The following is a 20,408-nucleotide window of genomic DNA, read 5'->3' on the forward strand; positions in this document are numbered from 1 at the left end:
CTGGCATTTTTTTCTGTCAGATTACAGAGAAGTAATTCGCAGGAACACGATTAATTAAAATGTATTCTTTCATTTTCTGATCATTTAATAGGCCACGTCAATTGTAGTTTTAAAAGTCCCGCTGTCTACGAGGTGCGTAAACATAAAAGCGGCCAAATCAGCACGCGAGATTTTCGGAATGCCACCTAGTGGCAAGCCAGTTATATTTTTATACTTTCCTGTTGCCCTGCCATCCGTTAGTTTTGGCGCCCGAACGATTGTCCAGTCCAAGCTGGACGTCTTTATTATTCCTTCCATTATACGCATATCAGCATATATAGGCTTATAGAGCTTTTGCAATACATGCTTCAATAGAAAAGTCATGATGAACGAGCTCTTAGGCGGGATGTCTAATGCGCCTGACGAAATGCAGAATAGGCGCTTCGGGCAAGATTTCTCCATAATGTTTACAATATTTCGGATGCCAGACGAATACAAAGTCGTTTGCTGGATTTTAGGGATACCCAGACAGAAGACCACGGCTTCGTGCCCATCAAACTCTTTTTCATAGGTATGTGGAGTTAAAACATCTCCTTTAATAACCTTTAGATTTTGATGCATTATTGTAAAAGCATGGGGATTTCTGACAATAGCCGTTATAGCATATCCGGCGTTTAGTGCCTGTTCAATAAAGTGTTTTCCAGTTCCGCCAGAACCACCAAATACAAGAATTTTTTTCATTTTGTGATATTTTAATTGAATCAAAGGTATATTTGAACTAACATTTGTGCAAGTACGCACCTAAAAGTAAGTGTAAAATGAATGAAGTTAAAGAAACATCCACCATACAATTAAATAAGCAAACGGTCTTTAAATTGTGCCCGGTTACCTACGTGATGGAAAAAATTGGCAGCTACTGGAAACCGATTATTATCTTCCACTTAATGTCTGGATCAAAACGGTACGGAGCGTTAAAAAAAGCAATGCCTCATATTACAGAAAAGATGCTTGCACAACATTTGAGGCAGCTGGAAGCAGACGGACTGATTTCGAGGGTAGCATTACCTGTGATACCGCCGCACGTTACCTATAGCCTGACGGATGCGGGACAGGCTTTGCGACCTGTGTTATACGCCATGGCAAACTGGGCAATTGAAGATGGGCAACAAAGAGAAGAGCCACTTTTTAAAACGATGGAACAGTTTCCGGCATAAGTTAATAACCCGCATCCGTAAATCATAAATCAGGCGCTACGGAATATTTGTCTTTTTGTTTAGATCGCGGTGATTGTCATTTCGATACCATAAAGAATAAAATATACTAAAAAGTATTTTTAATTAAACTTTTTAGTATATTTTCGTGGTGTAAAATTCATTAATATGCTTACTAAAGCCGAAAGAACAAAGCAATTCATTCTGGAAACAGCAGCCCCTATCTTTAATCAGAAAGGAATATCAGGCGCTAATATAGACGATGTGCTTGCTGCTACAAAATTGACTAAAGGATGCCTTTATGGTCATTTTGAAGGTAAGGACGACCTTGCCTTGCAAGTTGTTGATTTTATGCTGAAAACCAGCGGTGAAAAAATGTTATCAACTATCGGTAAGGGTAAAACAGCAAAGGCTAAAGTGTTTGCCTTTCTCGATTTTTACAAGGATCCTTTGAACACCTACTTAAAAGGCGGATGCCCAATATTTAATGTTGCGGTCGAATCTGATGACCATTTTCCGGCAATTAAAGAGAAAATAGCCGGTGTAATAAGGCGTGGGCAGGAAATATTTGTTGGTATTTTAAAACAGGGCATTAAGGATGGAGAGTTTTCTGACGAACTTGACCCTGCTGTATATGCATTTAAAGCTGTAGCTGCTGTTGAAGGTGCAGTGATTATGTGCAGGTCTATGAACACGGCAAAACCGATGGCGAGTTTGCTCAAAAACCTGAAAGCGGAATTAGAAAGTTACGAGATCTAATTTTTTTTATTAAAAATATACTGAAAAGTCTTTTTTTAAAACTTAGCTAAAAAAGACATAAATACATCTTAAATAAAGAGCCAAATTGCAATAAAATATACTAAAAAGTCTAAATATAAAAAAACCATGCAAATAAAAGGAAAAACGGTACTGATCACCGGTGGGGCATCAGGTATCGGGCTGGAAGCAGCAAAACAATTTTTGGCTAAAGGTGCCAGCGTAATCATTACTGGCAGAAACCAAGGGAAATTAGATGATGCCAAGAAACTATATCCGGCAATTATAGCCATTAAAAGTGATGTCTCAGAAGCCGATGATGCACAAAAGCTTTTTAACCAGGTACAGCAACTGGGCGGTATTGATATATTATACAACAATGCAGGTGTTTTAACCGATCCAATCAATCTCGGATCGGCAAACGAAAGGCATTTTAAAGATGCTGCCTACGAAATAAACGTCAATTACCTTGGGGTTATCCGGCTTAACAATCTTTTCATAGACATGCTGAAATCAAGGAAAGAAGGCGCAATCATCAACACGACCTCATTACTTAGTTATGTTCCATCATTGCTGGAAGCAACTTATTCAGCCTCTAAAGTAGCACTGCAGTTTTACACTAAATCACTTAGAAAACACCTTCAGATTTTGAACAGCAGCGTAAAGGTTTTTGAACTTTTGCCTCCTGTTGTGGCCACAGAAATGACGGCTGATAGGAACAGCAAAAAAATGACCACAGAAGGTCTGGTAAAAGCGCTTATCGCAGGTCTCAAGAAGGATCAGTTTACCATCCGTGTAGGGGATACAAAAGCATTGTATATCGTCAACCGGCTTTTTCCAGGAATTGCTTTTGGTTTGGTTAATCCCAAGAAAGGTTACGGGCCATTAAAATCTTAGAAACGATTCTCATCAAACATATAAAATAAAAAAAATGAAAGCGTTCATTATAGACAAATATAAAAGCAAGGAAGGTGGTAAGATGAAAACGTACCCATTCCAGTATTGAAAGCTGATGAAGTATACGCTGCCGGCATAAACCTTCTCGATTCCAAAATAAGGAAAGGGGAGTTCAAACTTTTTTTGCCTTATAAAACACCATTTATTCTGGGCCATGACCTGGCCGGTATAATAACTAAGGTTGGTGCGCAGGTGCAAAAGTTTCAGGTTGGAGACCATGTTTATGCTCGGCCCGCAGATCATCGTATCGGAACTTTTGCAGAATTCATTGCCGTTAATGAGGCTGATTTGGCAATAAAGCCTGCAGAACTGACCATGGAAGAAGCGGCATCCATCCCACTCGTGGGCCTCACTGCCTGGCAGGCACTCATTGAAAAAGGGTAGCTGCAAAAAGGAGCGCTGGTTTTCATTCAGGCTGGCTCAGGCGGTGTGGGCACATTTGCCATTCAGTTGGCTAAATATCTGGGAGCTACGGTGGCTACAACTACAAGTACGGCCAACATCGAGTTGGTAAAAAGTCTCGGTGCAGATGTTGTTATAGACTATAGAAAGGATGACTTTGAGAAAGTTCTGAATGATTATGATCTGGTTTTAAATAGCCAGGACGGATTGACGCTTGAAAAGTCGCTACAGGTATTAAAACCAGGTGGAAAGCTCATCTCGATTTCTGGTCCTCCCGATCCGGATTTTGCAAAACAAATCGGTGCCTCCTGGTTCGTGAAATTGATTATACGCCTGTTAAGCTCGAAAGTAAGGAAGAAAGCAAAAAGGCTGAATGTGGATTTTTCCTTTCTGTTTATGAGGGCTAGCGGATCTCAGTTGAATGAAATTACGACGCTTATAAATGCCGGGGCTATTAAGCCTGTGATAGACAAAATTTTTCCGTTCCAATCGGTCAATGAAGCAATAGCTTATGTAGAAAGTGGTCGTGCCAAAGGAAAAGTGGTAATAAAAATCAAATAAATAATTCTGTTGTATCCTCGTCCATTCCACACAGACGCCTTAACTTGAAAAGTTTAGGCTTTTTGTTTTTTTGACTATCATAACTTTCAAAGCCAATGCTTTTGTAGCGTTTTAATGCGCTTTGTCGTTTTTATTAAAAACCAAATAGACGATGAAAAAAATAGCGCTTGTATTATTGTTGGGTATTGCCCTGTTAACCTGTAAAAAAAATAAAACCACTTCTGATTGTGGGGACAAAATCTGCACTGAAGAATTTGCCTCGGTAGTGTTAAAATTTATAGATAATAAAGGCGCTGGCGCTGAAGTAAAAGATTTCAATGTAATCAACCAAAGAACAGGAGAGCGGCTAACGGCTAATTCGAGTATTTATACAAATACCATAAAAGGCGTATTTATTATCGTTGATGATAATAATAAACTTGGTCTGTCAGAACAGGGAGATGATCTGAAAATTACTGGTACCTCTGTAGAAACCAAGCAAACTAAATCTGTTGTGATTAAAGTAAGTGGAGGTAAGTGCGCTTGTCACATCAATAAAATTTCAGGCCCGCAGCAGATTGCTTTCGATTAAAAGTTATTCCGAAAGCGGAAGTTGGATTGCCCTGATTCCTAATATTTAAATATAAACAATCTATTACGACGGACGTACCTTATTTGTATAGTGTACCGCCAACAATATTAACATTTTTAGGAATTACTACGCCTGATGTCATTAAGTTAAGGGATAAATCGTAAAAAGATGTCACCCTGAGAGATAATTTATTGTATAAAATCAAGATAAAAAAAGCAGTACCCGGTTATGGGTACTGCTTCATTATTAATTTACTCCGAGAAATAATTTTAATCCAGCAATGTCCAGGTTTTTCTGGCCTGTACCTGCTGTACAACTTGCTGTTCGGCAACCACAATATTTTCTTTGTGCTGGCCAATGTATTCTAATCCACTCAACTTATTCCAAAGTGCTACCAATACACTCATAAATTCGTTGGCCATTAGCATACTATTGTTAATTTGTTTATGATCGTAAACCAGTTCGATGGTTTTGGCTAAAAGCTCTTCAAAGTTTCCTGGGGTTACATCTTTCCACTCGTAAAAATACTTTAACAGTTCTTCTCTTTCGCGGGGATCAATCAGTTTAATTGCTGTAAAAAAAATGTGCGCCAAACTGGAGAAATAACCTACTAAAACTGCAGGCGATTCGCGGTGCGCAATGTTTCTATATTCGTAAAATAAACCTGCAATGTAATCTACAATTTTCTCTGATATTAAACGGATATTCCTGCCTAGCGGCGTAATGTTGTCTCTTCCTCCTGTTTTGTCGATAATTTTAAAAGCCGCCAGCTGTAAATCATTTAGTAAAACACTAAAAGATTCATAATATCTAATCAGGGCTGGATGACTTGTTATGGTTGAGCTGGGCGGTATATAACTGCTGTTTATTGATAACCTGCCATTTTCGTAGTAAACCTGCCCGATGGTTAAGAAATAGCTATCTGCTGTTTGTGAACCCACCTCACTCTCTGGTAAAACCGCAATAGCATAACTTTTGGCAAGTTCAGGGTAACGGATCGGGTTTTCTTCAGGATTTGGTGTGCCTGTTGGTACACGGTTAAACGGACTTACCACTAATAAAATCACATAGTTTCTCGGTTCCGACTGGCCAAAATAATGGTTGTGTACCAGGGTATCCATATTATCCGATTGTACAATATCAATGTGGCAGCCTTCGGGCGTAATGGCATTACAATATCTCACCCTTACCTCGATATGATTGGTTGCTTTTTCGATAATTTCGATATCGTGCGAACTTTTATAACCCGCAAAAGGTGGTAAAAATCCGTAATTACTATTATTTAGATGTAGAGAGGCGGCATCGCGTACAAAGTCCTGCAAATAAAGATCACTTAATGTAAAATGATCACTGGAAAGCTTCATGCCATTAATCCAGTTAATGGATTTATATTTTAGCGGCTTTATCATGGTAGATGTTTTTAATTATAGATTAGATAAAGATAGCACTTTCTCCAACTTCGTTGGGTTTGTTTACGTTTTCAGATACCCGTTTAGCGTAAATCGTCATTTTTTCGGTAATGCCATTTTCGATAATGTCGAGATCAGGATCGATGAAAATATTGCGTTTAAAAAAAGAAGTTTTGATAAAGAAAATCCATTTATAATTTTCCATATCGTCGCCCCTGAATTCCACAGGGCTTTTGGCAAATTTTAAATTGTAATCATCAATAAACTTGTGGAACCAGATACCGAAGTTCATGTTCTCTACAGCTTTTACCTTTACCTTTAAAGGTTCGGGATCGCTGCTTTTTTTGTAAAGCTCCAGCTCCAGTACCAATAAACGGTTAAAATCTACGTGGTCCATGTTGATGTCCAATGGAGTATCAGGGTATTTCCAGATCTTGTAGATTTCTGAAGGGATACCAAGTAGTGAAACATAAGCCCACCAAAAAATAAGTGGAACAAAAAAGCAGGTGATACTGCCTGCACCAAACCACCCAAAATTTACCGAGCTTAACCAGTTAAAGGCAAGCTGATATAAATAAACAGCTAAAATGGCCGAAATTAAAGTAGCGAAAAAGATAAAAACCTTGCGCTCCAGTACATCTTTAGGGTAGTATTTAGTTAACAGATAAACGAAAATCGTGCCCATCAAGAGATAAAAAATACAGCAGATAATGTAGCCCCAGGGCATAAAATTAAAGTTTAGGAACCCTAAAAATCCCGGAAGGGCTAAAATAATGCCGATGAGCAGAACACTTACAATAAGTCTTTTGTTATTGAGAAACTGGTTCTTTTTGTTGATGATGGAAAGCACCGCTGTTGATACGATGAAGATCAGCGGGAACAAGAGAAAGCGGATAAAAAATGATTGAACGTCCATTAAATTTTTATAGATGAGATGTATTGCAAATATAGTATCTTTAATATTTGATTATAATCGTTATTTTTTCGGTAATAAAAATTTAACCTATAACAAAAATGAAGCCTTAAAGTTTAATGAAAAAGGAAACTTTGATTAATAACGAACTATTTACAGATTACAAGGCCGTTGCCCACGCTGCCGACCTGATTGAACGTAAGGTAATTGATGCCGATAGGATTGAAATTATCCCATTAGGGCCCGATAAACGCGCTTTTGCAAAAGATATTGAGGATACCACGGCTTATTATTCTGAAAAAAGAAGGCACGAACGTATCCGCATCAGTACCAACCGCGAAGGATTGTATGATATGCTACCTGAGGGGCTTTTCCACCGTCCGCCAACCGGTAGTGCCGGTATGGACGAGGAATCTATGATTAAAGATATCAGGGATAGGAGAGAGGAAGAAAAGGAAGCCAGGTTATTTTTTACACCCTTTGATACGGAAATTAATTATGTAAGGATCATGACCGAGCTATATGAAAATATGCTCGATAAAAAAACAACCTATTCCGATTTAAGTCAGATTTTTGAATTCGGATGGGATGAATTTAATTTGCTCAACAAAGAACAAAGCATCATCTGGATGCACCTGCTGCCCGAAATCCAGCAAAAGAGAAATGACATCGGTTTTGTATCAAAAGTACTTACTGCACTGTTTAACCTGCCACTTACCATTGTGGATGCTACAGCCAATATTGCACCGGTAAAAATTGCTGAAGAAATGCAGATGCAGTTGGGTGGAAGCGCATTGGGGATTGATACCATCATTGGTGATAGCTTTACCCCCGAACACGAAGCTTATAATGTTAATATCGGTCCAACTTCGCCACAGGAACTGGTTAAGTTTATTCCCGGACAAAAAAACAGGGCCATTTTGGATATGGCTATCAGCTATTTAATCCCTGTAGATGCAGAGGTTAACGTAGAACTCCTTACTTCACCCGATTATCAGGAAACGGTATTGAGCGAGGATGGTGAGAGTGCTTATTTAGGGTATACGGTATATCTTTAAATAACATCATCTTCTGGCCTTTTTATATAAATGCGATCGTCATTTCGAGCGGAGTGCAACGGAGTCGAGAAATCTATCTAGATAGATCTCTCCATTCCACTGCGTTCCAGTCGAGATGACGACTTCTTTGAGGTATATCCTCAACTTAAACCGCTTTATACAGCACCGGCTTTAACAACATCCTATAATGCACATTCATTGTACTCCTTAGGTTTAATTTCGCCAAAGTTAAACTCAACAGTTCTTCCCAATTCTGCCCGCTAAGGTTAAGCTGATCTGCAGGTTCGATCAAAATATCAGTGGTTTTAATAAAACCCGCATTTGGTTTATTATCCATTATCAAGCCTTTGGCCAAGGTAATGCCCTTTAATTTGTTGCCCAGTTCGTAACGGCAAAAATTGATCACATCAGCCTTCGTAATAATACGGTCGGCTGTGGTTAAACCATATTTATAAGCCTGCACCCTGTTGGTTGCATTCAATCTCGACCGGCCGCCTTTCGTTTGGCTCAATAAAAAGATACTCTCTGCATTTACCTTATTGTTATCGTATACCACTAAACGGCTTCCGGCATTAATGTGGTTGGCCTCTTCTGCTTGTGTAACCCAGATATCGAGGAATAAAATATCCGCATCGCCAATCGGTTTCAATACAATATAGCTGGGCAGTTCTTTAATGTCTTTAAGCGCCGAGCGGCTTTTTTGTTCAATAAGCGCAATATTCTGTTCCAGATTTTTAAGTATGGTACTTAAAAAATCAGGTCCGTAAGCAGTAAAAGCTGCTTTCTCATCGCGTAGCAGCTCAAAAAGGTAATCTACCAGCTCTTTGGCATTTCTCGTATCAAAGCGCTCCGTGCCTCCGTACCGGATCGAGAAAGATCCGTCTCCTTTTTCGTTCTCATTGGTGTAAGGAATCTCATTGTAACTTTTCCCTTTATTATCCTTCAGGTTTTCTACCGCAAGCATCTGATCCAATGATTCCGTTTTAATCGGTATAATATTGTTCATCGTTTTGAGCCGGTGTTTGATCTGGCTTAACCGTTTATTTACCACCGGGAACGCATTAATATAAATATGAAGCTCGTTCAGCATTTCCTGGTTTATAGCTGCGGGAAAAATTACTTTAAGCCATTTTACCGAATTATCGATCTGGTTTAAAACAGCCGGTTGGAATAGGTTGGTAAACTCAGGAGGGAGTTCTCTGCTTTCGTCGATATTAAAATCATTAAGATCGCCCAGGGTAATAAACCTGTTGCTGTAAAACTGTAAAACGTCTGCTTTAATCAGATTAAGCAATTGTTTATGCTGAAACGGAGCCTGTACCTTACCCGTTAAAGGCTCGTCCATAAAACGTTCTGTATAGGCGGCGAGCTCGTTGTTTTTGTAGAACCATTTCCCCAGCGAGAGCAGATCGTAAGTGTTTTCGGGCACCGAATAATTTTTCCAGTCGAAAAATAAATTCAGTTTATTAAAATCCATCCAGTCTTTAATGCCGTTAAAACCTATGTATATGGTGTTTTTCTCTACAGAAGTGCCCGAAAGGCTATTATGTATAGGCTGTTTGCCAAATTGTTCTACATTAAAAAGGGTATTTCCGGTAACGATGTATCTTATCGATGCATTATTTAATTTTACGGTATGCAGCGGGCTAAAAAAAATATCGGTTTTCTTGGCCTTATCATTTTCCTGCGGGATATTCTTTTTAAATGCAAACTGCGAATAGATCGAAAGGTAGTCTTGTTGTTCAATCGGTCTGGCGTGCATAATGGCATGGGCCGGTAACGATGAAGTTAAATGATCGGGCGCTAAAATACGGCTGATCTTATCAAAGATCCTGTTCTCTAAATTTTTAACATCATTGGATACATTAAAAAGCTCATTGCTTAATGCCTCAATAATCAGTCTAACAAGTGGATCGAAGTCGTTACTGTCTTTAATATTCCAGAAATCTTCAGCATTTTTTAAAATTCTGTTCCGGATCTCATCTTTTGATGAATAAAAAACTGGTTTCATGTGTAGAATATTTGGGGCGTTTTAGATTAAGTTGATAATGGGCTAAGAAATAAAGCGGTGTTAAAAAAATATTTTTCTCCTGTGGTTTTTATTAGTGCTCTAACGCTAATATCTACCTTTTTTTTAATCTCGGTTATCTTACGTAGTGGGTATACATTTTCTACCTCAGTAATACGTACTTCTACCTCGGTATTATATATCCTAAATTCACAGTCGGTGATGGATTTTAGCAACGATTTGCGGAATTTTTCCTCCCAAATGCTCTCGCTCACGATTAACTCAAAGTCGAGATCCCATATTTCACATCCAAAATCGTTATGGAACCGATGCTCCCCAAAACGGGTAAAAATAATCAGTTCTAGGTGGTTCGAAATCGATTTTCCGAGGTCAGTTGGCTGAAGGCCAATGCCTGAGAAAACCGACCTAAATCTGAAGGGTTTGTTGTAAAAATTTCCAGACATACACGGTTTGGCTTAAAGTTTGTTAAAAGTAAAAGAAATAATATCGTTTTAATAACCAAACAACAAATATTAAAAATTGTTATAGTACAGTGTTAATTTGAAAATTTTGAATGATTTTATGTGAGGGAGATGTCAGATTAATATGATAACCAACGCTATGTGAAACTATTAATGCTCTATGAAACCCATTAATGCCATCGAAATCAGGACTGCTTATACGAGGTTTATTTTGAACTTTGTATTCCTAACGTTTTTCTCTATTCTCTGTATTTATCTCTTTTTTGCCGCATCCGATTATGAGTATACCCTGCTCGATAAAAAGGTAAAGGAAACCGAAAAACTATCTTATCTAAGAAAAGATATCAATACCAATTTCGACCTTATCCTTGTCCGTTTTAAAGAACTTGCCCAATACCGCGATTACAATGCCAACGAAATGAGCAAACAGAGTATCCTTTTGGGCGATATCCAAAGCGCTAACAACAGGATTAAAGACCTTATTTCCAAAAAAACGCAAACCAGTCCGAGTTTTGATCTCTACGCCAAAATAAACAACAATGTTGGTGCAATGGCCGATCTACAAGATTCGCTTATTAAATCAAGGGGCGATATTCAAAGGTATAAGGAACAGATAAACGATTGCCACCGCGCAAACCAGGCTACGGCAACGAAGATCAGAAACGGACGGTTCGGCCGATAATTAAACGATTATGATAAAATTAAGTATAAAAGAAAGACGCGAACAATTCTTGTTTTTTATAGCGCTGTTTGTTTTTACCGTAGGGCTTTTAAGTTTTGGTATTTTTTATAGTGATAAATCGCGCTACGAAATCTCCAAAGAAGAGCTTGAAGTGAAAATCAGCGAGAACGAAACATTCGAAAGTATGGTAAAAGAAACTTCGCCTACTATTGATACCACTTATAAACAGATAACCCGCTACAACCCAAATGTACAGGCGGTTTTCTTGAAAAACGATATACAGAACTCATTAGGCTCTATCAGGGCCGCGTTTGACCGTAAAGCATCAGACCAGCGCTATAAAATATTTGTTCAAACGGCACAGCTGTACGACAGGTTATTTTACGATAGGCAGGAACAGAACAGAAACATTACGGATATCGAATTGCATAAACGACAATTGGACGATTGTATTCTCAACAGGCGACAATTGCAGCAAACGATATCTGCTAGATAAATACCTCAAAAACAACCTATAAAAAACGCTACCTATGTCTGACACAAACACCAAGCAAGTTAATTCAAATTCGCAGGGCTATGTTATTCTCTACATCCTATTAGCTGTATTGCTCTTAACAGGTCTTATTTTCCTATTTAAAAGTTCATTGTTCGAAAAAAGGACAATTGATGCGCGGATCTTAAAAGATGAAATTTATTTAAATGAAAGCCTGGTTTTTACCGATAATACCCCAAAAGCTACAAAATGGTTATGGGAATTCGGAAACGGTGAAAAAGCCACCACAAAAACCGGTTCTTATCACTACACAAAGCCCGACACTTACATTGTGCGCTTAACTGTTGATGGAGAACTCCGTCAGGAATTTCCGGTTACCGTACGCGATACCGTTCATACACCAGTTGTAGATAGTGTATTAACCATTAGCGGCCCAACCGCGGGTTTGGTTAATGAAGAAATCAGGCTCGAAGGAGACGGGGAAGGAAAAGATTTCGAATGGTCGTTCGGCGAAACTGGACGCGTAGATGTTAAAGGAAAAACTGCTTTATACACCTACCGGGCCCCAGGGAAATATGTGGTACGCCTGCGCTCGGATAAAAGCCGTAAACCTGCTTTCCTAAACATTTTGATCACTGATCCAAATGCCGAAATCGTTGAAGATATTGTTGCGCCTGGTGATGGCGAACGTAAAACCATTGATGATATCAGGGCCCGTTTACAGGCCATTGCCAATGGTGCCGATTTTAATTCCAACTATTACTATCTCGTTAACAAATACATGTGCGGTAACGAAAAAGTAACGGTAAATGTAGAAATGAACGGTAAGAAAAAACAGACCGATATTTATTCGTACTGCATGGGACTCACCTTTGGGGGCGAAATAGCCGTTGATGAAGCGCAGCTAACCATCAAGCCAAATTCCACCTGTGCCAGCTTGGTAAACATTAAGCAACATTCGGGAACGGCCCAACCTGCGGCAACAACTGCTGATGCTCCGGCCAAAACAAGATAAATTAATCGCTCACCTAATTTTAAAGCTCATCTACAGATTATGAAAAAATACTATGCCTTAACCCTCCTTTTTATAGGAATATCGTTTGCCTATGCACAATCGCCGGCATCCTTTGGCAAAAGAGTAAAATACATGCCTAAATCTTACGAAAGGCCTTCAGAAAGTATAAACGTAATGGACAATACCAGTAGCAGCAGTTTGCCATGGATTGTTTTTTCAGACCGTGAAGATAATTATACCACTACTGCACCAGGTGGAAGCCTGATTATGAAAAAAATCAGCTTTATGGAACCTTTCTATGTTTCAAAAGAAGAAAACGGCTACCTGAAACTGATTAAATACAAGGCCGGAATGATCAGGGGCAGAAAAATAAACGATAAAAAAAGTGCCATCAGTTATGGTTGGATTGCAAAATCTAAACTGCTTTTATGGCAACGCGCTTTCTCTAACCAAAAAACAGGTTATGCAGAAAAAGCCATCGGTATCGTAAACGGGAAAAATGCCTTAACCGAACCAAAGTTTTATTTCGATACTACTGATTCTATCTTGGTTTACAATACACCCGAACTTAAAGACCGACGTACAAAAGTAAGGTTGCACGAAATTGCCTATATCTACAAAAAATCAGAAGATGGTAAGAAATACCTGATAGGTTCTGATGACCAGCTGGTTGCAGATACCGCTTTAAAAAGTATTTACGGTTGGGTTTCTGCCGAAGCTGTACACAGCTGGGGCGATCGTTTGTACGTTACCTCGGTTAAACCAGGAGATTACGACAGGGATGATTCTACCTCTATAGCCCTCAAAAACGGGATTAATAAAGGAACAACTTTCGTTGTAGATCCCTTATTGCCAAGGGAAAACCTGATCCTGCGTAGTGTGCCTGTTGTTTCAAGCGATGAAGGAGGTAACACGGTAGGTATCGCTGCCGATGTTTACAATAAAAAAGACAATAAAATATTAACCATTAACGGTTCTGCGCTTTCTTATCAGGACTACCTGAACCTCCGTAAAAATAAAACCAAGGTAAATGTTGTTTTTGTTGTGGACGGTGGTAGCCCAATGACCAAATATTTTTCTGGAATGACCAATACCATCGCTTCTTTCGAAAATATTATGGGCGATTTTGGTAAAGGAACAAAAGTGAACTTTGGTGGTGTAGTGTACCGTGGTGAAAGTGGTTGCGCTTTAAAAGGTATTTTTGTAAGCCCGATCCAGAATGATTACAGGCAGTTGATGACGTTCCTTTCAAATCAGGCTAAAAACACTGTTAGGTGTAATGGAGAAGTAAGCGAAGAGCCTGTTTTTCAGGCGATAAGAACCGGATTGGGCTTGTTTAAAGCAAAAAAGAACGAAACCAATTTAATTATTTTAGTTGGCAGTACCGGAAATACCGGCGGAACCAACAATTACCTGATTAACGAATTGAGTGAGCAGGTTGCACAGGCAGATGCCCGTATTTTAGCCTTACAGGTGTATAGCGATTTCAATCAGTCATTTAACGATTTTGTAATCCAGGCGCGTAAACTCGTTTCCGAATCGGCTATCCGCGCTGCCGAATATAGAAAAAACACCATGGTAAAAGGCGAGGGTTTAAAAAGCTTCCAGCCTTATAATACCAGTTTACAGGATTCTATCTCTTACTATTTAGATTACCCTAAAAACAGTTTAATCCAGGGTGGGGTAGTTTTCCCGACAAAAGGTTCGGTAAATTCTAACCAGAGCATGACGATTGCTTTACGCCGTTTCGTAAAAGAAACCAACTCCGATATCTATAACCAGATCAGTTCGTTGGATAGCGCTTTCCGTTTAACAGGCATATCGCGTAAAAACCTGACTGCCGATGTAGAAGGCTTATTGCCGGAACCCGTTGGCGCGGAAGTTGCAGACCGCATGCCGCACAATGCGTTTAAATATTATAGCACTGCAAATCTGTCGGTTGATGCAGTGAAAAACAACCCCTCAACATTACAATATGCCATCGTTTTAAATAACATGGAGTACAAGCAGATTGTAGATGTGTTTTCGATGATGTTGGGACAGAATTTGCAGGCCGATCAGTCTTCTTTCAGGAGTAAACTTGTTAAAAATTATGTGAAAATGCCAAAACAGATGCTGGGTATTAAAGAGTCATCGGGCAACATAAAGCGTTTAACCTTGGCTAACTACATTAAATTGGTAACCGGCTTGCCTTTAAACAACAAATTTTTAGAGAAATATACGGTAGGCGATTTAAAGAACAGCTCTAAAATGCCACTCGAAGAGTTCGAAAGCTACATTAAATTATTAAATCAATCGGTTCAGCAGATTAAAAGGGCTACTCAGATTGAGCAGCAGTTTATTTCGAACGGCAAAATATATTACTACATCACCGAAAATAATTTTAACCCGGCAGTATTGCCTACAACCAACTAAGGGATATGGCAGTTACAAATTTAAGCGAATCGGTCAAAACAGCCCTGCATATTGCACAGTCTTTAGCTAAAGAGTACAGAAACGAGGTTTTTACTGCGGCTCACCTGCTCAAAGGATTGATGCATAAAGATGTTGGCCTGCGCTCGTTCATTACCTCTATTGGTAAAGATGAAGAATACATTAGCGAATGGGCTGAAGTGCGGATTGACGAACAGGCAAAATCGGCGAGTTTTACGGATAATGTGAGTGGAGGGCCTGAGATTGCAGTGATTTTTGAAGAGGCCGATAATGTACGCATTAAACTGGGATTGGATTTAATTACCCCGGTATGTGTATTAACCGCATTGGCGAAACCGGGCATCGGTTTTCAGCCCGATCAATTAAAATCGTTCCCGATTAAAGAACGTGAAATCCTGGATCTGTATGTAAAAGATGAAGAAATTTCGAGGGTGGTTTCGCCGGATAAAACAAGCGCTGGTACTGAAAGCAAAAGCACAGGCAATGCCCTGTATAAATACTGTATAGATAGATTACAGATGGTGCGCGATGGTAAAACCGACCCTATTATCGGCCGTGATAAAGAAACCAGGCAGATGATGGAAATCCTTTGCCGCCGCACCAAACCAAATGTAATCCTAACCGGTGATGCCGGCGTAGGTAAAACCGCTTTGGTTGATGGTTTTGCCATTGATATCGTAAACCAGAATGTACCCGAGAGTTTAAAACCCGTGCAGCTTTTTGAGCTCGATTTAGGTTCGTTAATTGCTGGAGCCTCTTACAAGGGAGAAATAGAAGACCGTTTAAAAAACATCATCAAAGAAATCAAGCAGTTTGAAAAGGCTGTGCTGTTTATTGATGAAATCCACACTTTATTGGATAGTAAGGGGCCGTTGGGTGCGGGTATAGGTAATTTGCTGAAACCAGAACTGGCTCGTGGCGAAATTACGGTTATCGGTGCCACAACCATTGATGAGTACCGCAAAATTATCGAGCCTGAGCAGGCTTTCAGCAGGCGTTTTGAAGTGTTGCAGGTAAATGAGCCAAACGAAGAAAGCACTATTAAAATGCTGCAGAAACTGGCCGTAAAATACGAAGAACACCATACCTTAACCATCGAACCCGATGCTTTGGGCGAATGTGTGCGCCTGGCCAAACGTTACATGAAAGATAGGAGGCTCCCTGATTCTGCATTCGATCTGCTCGACCGCACAATGGCTGCCATGAAAATGATGAACGATACCTCTGATCAGGTAATCGAAAGTTTGGAAGCTGATCTGGAAGCTTTAAATGCCAATGCCGAAGAATCGGAAGCAGAGAAATTTGCCGATTATAAATGGCTTTTCTCTTTGCTTCAGAATAAATTAAGTCCGGTTTTGCTGGGCCGCTTAACCGATGAAACACAGACGGATGCTTTCGAAACAGCCGATGAATACCGGGGTTATATTACCAAAAGCCTACAGGAATTAAAAAAATATGCCGCTGAAAAAAGCGATCGCATCAGCAAACAAGATATTGCTTCTATAGTGGCCTACAAAACAGGTATCCCAATGGGTAAACTGCAGGCCGGTGAAAAGGAAAAATTGCTCAATATGGAAGCTTACCTTAAAAAGCGTGTGGTAGGGCAGGATCAGGCTTTAAAAGCTGTTTCAGATGCCATACTCGAATCGCGCAGCGGATTGAACAAAAAAGGACAGCCAATAGGATCCTTCTTTTTACTGGGGCCAACCGGAACCGGTAAAACCGAACTGGCCAAATCAATCGCCGAATTTTTATTCAACGATGAAAAAGCGATGATCCGCTTCGATATGTCCGAATTTAAAGAAGAACACAGTGCCGCCTTACTTTATGGCGCGCCTCCAGGATACGTAGGTTACGAAGAAGGTGGTTTATTGGTGAATAAAATCAGGCAACAGCCTTATTCTGTACTGCTTTTTGATGAAATTGAAAAAGCGCACCCTTCCGTTTTCGATACCTTTTTACAGATCCTGGACGAAGGCCACATGCACGACCGTTTAGGGAAAGAGGGCGATTTTAGCAATTCACTGATTCTTTTTACCTCGAACATCGGTAGTGAATGGATTGCGGAACAGATCGGAAAAGGTGTAATCCCTGCTTCAAATCAGTTAATGGAGGTAATGGCCGGGCATTTTCGCCCCGAATTTTTAGCCAGGATCTCCGAAATTGTTCCTTTTGCGCCGATAAACGAAAGTAATGTGGTGCGTATTTTCGAAATCCAGTTAAGCAGTTTGGTACAATCGCTCAATAAAATGGGTATCGATTTTGAAATTGCAGAAGATGCCAAAAAAATGATCGCTTTAGATGGTTTTACACCAAAATATGGTGCAAGGCAGCTATCGGCGGTTATCAGAAATCTTTTACGCAGGCCAATCTCGAAATACATCATTTCTGGTGAACTAAAAAAAGGATCGAAGGTTGTGGTAAGCAAACATGCAGCCGAAGATAAACTCGAATGGAATATTATTCAGCCAGAAACCGTAACATTGGAACAAAAATTGAGTTAAAACGTTAACTATTATATTATTAGAAAAAAAATAATCGTAAACCTAAATCAACATACTATGTTTAATTATGAAATTGGTGGTAACGAGCGAAAAATTGACACCTCAGAAGCTTTCGCAGAAATTGCCCACAACAAAACACTTTTTGTACAGAAACTTACCGATAACGATCCGATAAAACCCGAAAAAGTAGAGGGATTAAAAACGGTGAAAGATGTATTCGAACATTATAAACCAAATGTGAAGGTAGCTTTCGAAAAGCAGGATGGATCTACAGTTGGCGAAACAATAAACTTTAACGATCTGGGCGATTTTGGTGTGAAAAACATCATTAACCAAAGTAATTACCTTACTAATGTGAACATCGAAAGAGAAATGTCGCTTAATGTAATCAAACAGTTAAAATCGAACAAAACCTTAAAAGCTACACTTGATGACGAAGAAACAAAGTCGGCCTTCATTAACGCTTTGAAGAACTTTGTTGACGAATTGGAGCAAAATAAATAATCTTAACGCCAAGAAAACATGTCAAACCCTCAAGAATTAAAAACCGACGGAAATACAGGCCAGGCAGGCTTTAAACCAGCTGAAGCCAAAACCTTAGAAAAAACATCACTTAAAGATAACCTCGAAAAACTGGCCCGTGTTGGCGGTTTCGATCTGTTGGAAGCCACTGTTGATGGTCTGCAGAATTTAAACCCTGAACGTAAAGCCCGTAAACAGATCTTTTTAACCGGTGATGAGAAAAAGAAAGAACGCGATGAGCTGAAAAAGAAAATCCAGCTTTGGATTGATGTGCTTGAATCTTCTACTTCAGTTGCCGATATGGTAGAAAAAAGCGCTCAAAAGTTGAATGCTGCCGAAGAAAACCTGAATAAAAACATCGGTACCGCATTAGAAAGTACGAGAGAACTGGAGCAGGCATACCGTTCGGTACATTTATTCTATAAAAATACCGAATCTGACAAACTTAAAAATGTGGTGCTGTTAAATGCATCAATGGATCAGATCAAAGATCTCGATAATCCGCGTTTTATTGAATACGTAGATGATGAGTTAAAACAGAATTACGACCGTTTGGATCTCCGTAATAACTATTCGTTAATGGTTGTGCCCGGCTATATGGGTTCCAATAAAGTACTAGAGAGATGGGGTAAAATTGCGCATAACAACAAAGCCATGCTGGTAACCGATTTTGCCGATCTTGATCAGCCGGATGATGTACTTGATTTATTTACCGCAGCAAACTTTACCGGAGGTGACGCATTCAGGTCGAACGTAATCATGACCTGTAACTGGTTGGTTGGCCGTGGTAAAGTTGCAGAAGTGGGTGAGGAAGACGATTTAACCGTACCCGGATCAGCAGCACTTGCAGGTAAAATGTATTACACCTTAATGTCGCAGGTTACTGCAGGTAAAAAACATGGTGCTATAAACGAAGTAGATGGTGTAAAATTCGATTTAAAGAAAAGTGAAATCTCCCATTTAGAAAGAGTAGGCTTGGTGCCAATGGTTAACGAATATGGTAAAGTAATGGCTTTTTCTGCCAAAACCTTATTTAATGGCGATAACATCGGTTTACAAACTTATTCGGTTGTACGTGTATTCGATTATATTACCAAAGTACTATTCGATTTCCTGAACAGAAGGGCTTTCGAAAACTGGACTTCTAAAACGGAACAAGACTTGCGTGGCCAGATTGTTAAGTTCTTGGATGGTATTCAGGGAGCCGACCGTTTAATCGAGAGATTTAAAATTATGCGCTTCGAAAGAGATGAACAACAAAAAGACAGGATCCACCTGGATATCCACATTACACCATATTTCCCGGCTAAAAGTTTTGTGGTAAAACTGGATGGACACAAAGGTGAAGATGAAAATACCACATGGAGTTCAGAATATAATCAGCAATAGTTTTTGATAGCTGAAAATAAAAACCCAACCCCAGCGTTGGGTTTTTTTATGGGTTATGCATAACACTTAACAAATTCTTTATAATTTTGTAATGCATCGGCCTGATCAGATTAATCAAAAAAAATGAAGCAAATACTTATCCTGAATGGGGATATTGAAAAAAACGCATCTACGAATTTCCTGATTAACGCGTATAAGCAAGGTGCCGAAAGTGCTGGTGCAATCGTACGAGAGTTGGCCATTATCGACCTCATATTCAACTCGAATAAGCTGTTCAATAACAGGCAGATTGCCGAGTTAGAGCCCGATTTGCAAAAAGCTTTAACTGCAATTAGGCAGAGTAACCATGTAGTGCTTTTTTGTCCTGTATATGTAGACCATATTCCCGCAAAGATTAAGGGTTTTTTTGATCGTTTATTTATGCCTGACCAGATTTTTACTACCCAGCAACAAAACGTAAACAATAATTTTAGTGGTCGTTCGGCACGGATTGTGTCTATTTTGGATGAGGCTACTTTTAAAGAATGGAAAGCAAATAAGAAAACAACTTACCTATCCATCAAAAAAGTTGTTTTCGAGAAATGCAGAATGAGCCCCGTGCTCACCAATACCATCGGTGAATTACATTCTCTTGAAAATCATTATAGCCAAAAATGGGTAGCTAAAATGGAAAAATTTGGTTCACAGCTAATTTAAAACTTAAGTTACTGGAAATTTTTGTCCAAAAAGACTACATCTTGGGTAAAACCACTACAGTTACGTAAGTTATTCTCTATCACGTTGTATTTGTAACACTAAAAATATCTTAAAACTTTTCCACACGTTTTCCACAATAATAACTCGGTTAACTAATCGTTTAGTGCGTTTTCAGAATTTTATCTTGATTTCAAAAATAAGATTATTCGCTATAGATGAGCAATATAAAGCGTAATTGGCCTGATCTTTGGTTAATGCTGATACTGTAGCGGAGGCTACAATAAATCAAATTTTTTAACCTTTAAATTTTAAAACTATGGCTTTCAAAGCTAGATTAAATTTTTCAGGCAAGGAGTACGATGTGCTT

20 protein-coding genes are annotated in these 20,408 nt (G+C 39.3%); 15 read left to right on the forward strand and 5 right to left on the reverse strand.

Going from position 1 to position 20,408, the window contains the following annotated elements; genetic code table 11:
- Positions 1-84: 84 nt before the first annotated feature.
- On the reverse strand, positions 85-720 hold the full coding sequence (locus tag J7E57_RS19200; RefSeq protein ID WP_215124651.1) for an NAD(P)-dependent oxidoreductase: 636 nt from the start codon (positions 718-720) through the stop codon (positions 85-87).
- Between the two features lie 77 nt (positions 721-797).
- Between J7E57_RS19200 and J7E57_RS19205 the strand changes: the two genes are divergently transcribed.
- The 6 genes from J7E57_RS19205 (at position 798) to J7E57_RS19230 (ending at position 4,437) form a co-directional block, all read left to right on the forward strand.
- Positions 798-1,193, forward strand: a complete 396-nt coding sequence (locus J7E57_RS19205; protein ID WP_215124650.1) for a winged helix-turn-helix transcriptional regulator — start codon at positions 798-800, stop codon at positions 1,191-1,193.
- 165 nt (positions 1,194-1,358) lie between these two features.
- Entirely contained in the window at positions 1,359-1,949 is a 591-nt protein-coding gene (locus J7E57_RS19210) for a TetR/AcrR family transcriptional regulator (RefSeq protein ID WP_215124649.1), read from the forward strand.
- A gap of 126 nt (positions 1,950-2,075) precedes the next feature.
- Positions 2,076-2,843: an SDR family oxidoreductase gene (locus J7E57_RS19215; RefSeq protein WP_215124648.1), complete on the forward strand. Its 768-nt coding sequence runs from the start codon at positions 2,076-2,078 to the stop codon at positions 2,841-2,843.
- A 105-nt stretch (positions 2,844-2,948) separates the two neighbouring features.
- Complete coding sequence (locus tag J7E57_RS19220) at positions 2,949-3,287, forward strand: alcohol dehydrogenase catalytic domain-containing protein (RefSeq protein ID WP_215124647.1); 339 nt, start codon at positions 2,949-2,951, stop codon at positions 3,285-3,287.
- Positions 3,288-3,377: 90 nt separating this feature from the next.
- Positions 3,378-3,866, forward strand: a complete 489-nt coding sequence (locus J7E57_RS19225; protein WP_215166230.1) for a zinc-binding dehydrogenase — start codon at positions 3,378-3,380, stop codon at positions 3,864-3,866.
- A 151-nt stretch (positions 3,867-4,017) separates the two neighbouring features.
- The gene (locus tag J7E57_RS19230) at positions 4,018-4,437 is read left to right on the forward strand and encodes a hypothetical protein (protein ID WP_215124645.1); all 420 of its coding nucleotides are present in this window, start codon (positions 4,018-4,020) and stop codon (positions 4,435-4,437) included.
- Positions 4,438-4,706: 269 nt separating this feature from the next.
- Here the strand turns inward: J7E57_RS19230 and J7E57_RS19235 are convergent, their stop codons facing one another.
- A complete protein-coding gene (locus J7E57_RS19235; RefSeq protein WP_215124644.1) occupies positions 4,707-5,846 on the reverse strand; it encodes a hypothetical protein in 1,140 nt (379 codons plus the stop codon).
- Between the two features lie 22 nt (positions 5,847-5,868).
- Positions 5,869-6,762 carry a TssN family type VI secretion system protein gene (locus J7E57_RS19240; protein WP_215124643.1) on the reverse strand — a complete coding sequence of 298 codons (894 nt, stop codon included), beginning with the start codon at positions 6,760-6,762 and terminating at the stop codon, positions 5,869-5,871.
- Between the two features lie 116 nt (positions 6,763-6,878).
- Between J7E57_RS19240 and J7E57_RS19245 the strand changes: the two genes are divergently transcribed.
- The gene (locus J7E57_RS19245) at positions 6,879-7,817 is read left to right on the forward strand and encodes a type VI secretion system baseplate subunit TssG (RefSeq protein ID WP_215124642.1); all 939 of its coding nucleotides are present in this window, start codon (positions 6,879-6,881) and stop codon (positions 7,815-7,817) included.
- Positions 7,818-7,962: 145 nt separating this feature from the next.
- On the opposite strand, the gene J7E57_RS19250 is transcribed toward J7E57_RS19245, so the two are convergent.
- Together J7E57_RS19250 and J7E57_RS19255 are read right to left on the reverse strand one after the other, a co-directional pair.
- On the reverse strand, positions 7,963-9,828 hold the full coding sequence (locus J7E57_RS19250) for a type VI secretion system baseplate subunit TssF (protein WP_215124641.1): 1,866 nt from the start codon (positions 9,826-9,828) through the stop codon (positions 7,963-7,965).
- A gap of 26 nt (positions 9,829-9,854) precedes the next feature.
- Entirely contained in the window at positions 9,855-10,289 is a 435-nt protein-coding gene (locus J7E57_RS19255) for a GPW/gp25 family protein (RefSeq protein WP_215124640.1), read from the reverse strand.
- 178 nt (positions 10,290-10,467) lie between these two features.
- Between J7E57_RS19255 and tssO the strand changes: the two genes are divergently transcribed.
- From tssO to J7E57_RS19295, 8 genes are all read left to right on the forward strand, one after another.
- On the forward strand, positions 10,468-10,989 hold the full coding sequence (gene tssO / locus J7E57_RS19260; RefSeq protein WP_215124639.1) for a type VI secretion system TssO: 522 nt from the start codon (positions 10,468-10,470) through the stop codon (positions 10,987-10,989).
- Positions 10,990-10,999: 10 nt separating this feature from the next.
- Positions 11,000-11,485: a type VI secretion system transmembrane protein TssO gene (locus J7E57_RS19265; RefSeq protein ID WP_215124638.1), complete on the forward strand. Its 486-nt coding sequence runs from the start codon at positions 11,000-11,002 to the stop codon at positions 11,483-11,485.
- 34 nt (positions 11,486-11,519) lie between these two features.
- Positions 11,520-12,497 (forward strand): PKD domain-containing protein, encoded by a 978-nt coding sequence (locus J7E57_RS19270; protein ID WP_215124637.1) that lies wholly within the window; start codon positions 11,520-11,522, stop codon positions 12,495-12,497.
- Positions 12,498-12,536: 39 nt separating this feature from the next.
- Positions 12,537-14,912, forward strand: a complete 2,376-nt coding sequence (gene tssR, locus J7E57_RS19275) for a type VI secretion system protein TssR domain-containing protein (protein ID WP_215124636.1) — start codon at positions 12,537-12,539, stop codon at positions 14,910-14,912.
- A 5-nt stretch (positions 14,913-14,917) separates the two neighbouring features.
- Positions 14,918-17,434, forward strand: coding sequence for an ATP-dependent Clp protease ATP-binding subunit (locus J7E57_RS19280; RefSeq protein ID WP_215124635.1), 2,517 nt, complete (start codon positions 14,918-14,920; stop codon positions 17,432-17,434).
- Positions 17,435-17,491: 57 nt separating this feature from the next.
- Complete coding sequence (locus tag J7E57_RS19285; protein WP_057933296.1) at positions 17,492-17,938, forward strand: hypothetical protein; 447 nt, start codon at positions 17,492-17,494, stop codon at positions 17,936-17,938.
- Positions 17,939-17,956: 18 nt separating this feature from the next.
- Positions 17,957-19,345 (forward strand): DUF5458 family protein, encoded by a 1,389-nt coding sequence (locus tag J7E57_RS19290; RefSeq protein WP_215124634.1) that lies wholly within the window; start codon positions 17,957-17,959, stop codon positions 19,343-19,345.
- A gap of 123 nt (positions 19,346-19,468) precedes the next feature.
- Entirely contained in the window at positions 19,469-20,041 is a 573-nt protein-coding gene (locus J7E57_RS19295) for an NAD(P)H-dependent oxidoreductase (RefSeq protein ID WP_215124633.1), read from the forward strand.
- The last annotated feature ends 367 nt before the right edge of the window (positions 20,042-20,408 follow it).

It is taken from the genome of Pedobacter sp. ISL-64, assembly GCF_018613605.1.
Lineage (GTDB): Bacteria > Bacteroidota > Bacteroidia > Sphingobacteriales > Sphingobacteriaceae > Pedobacter.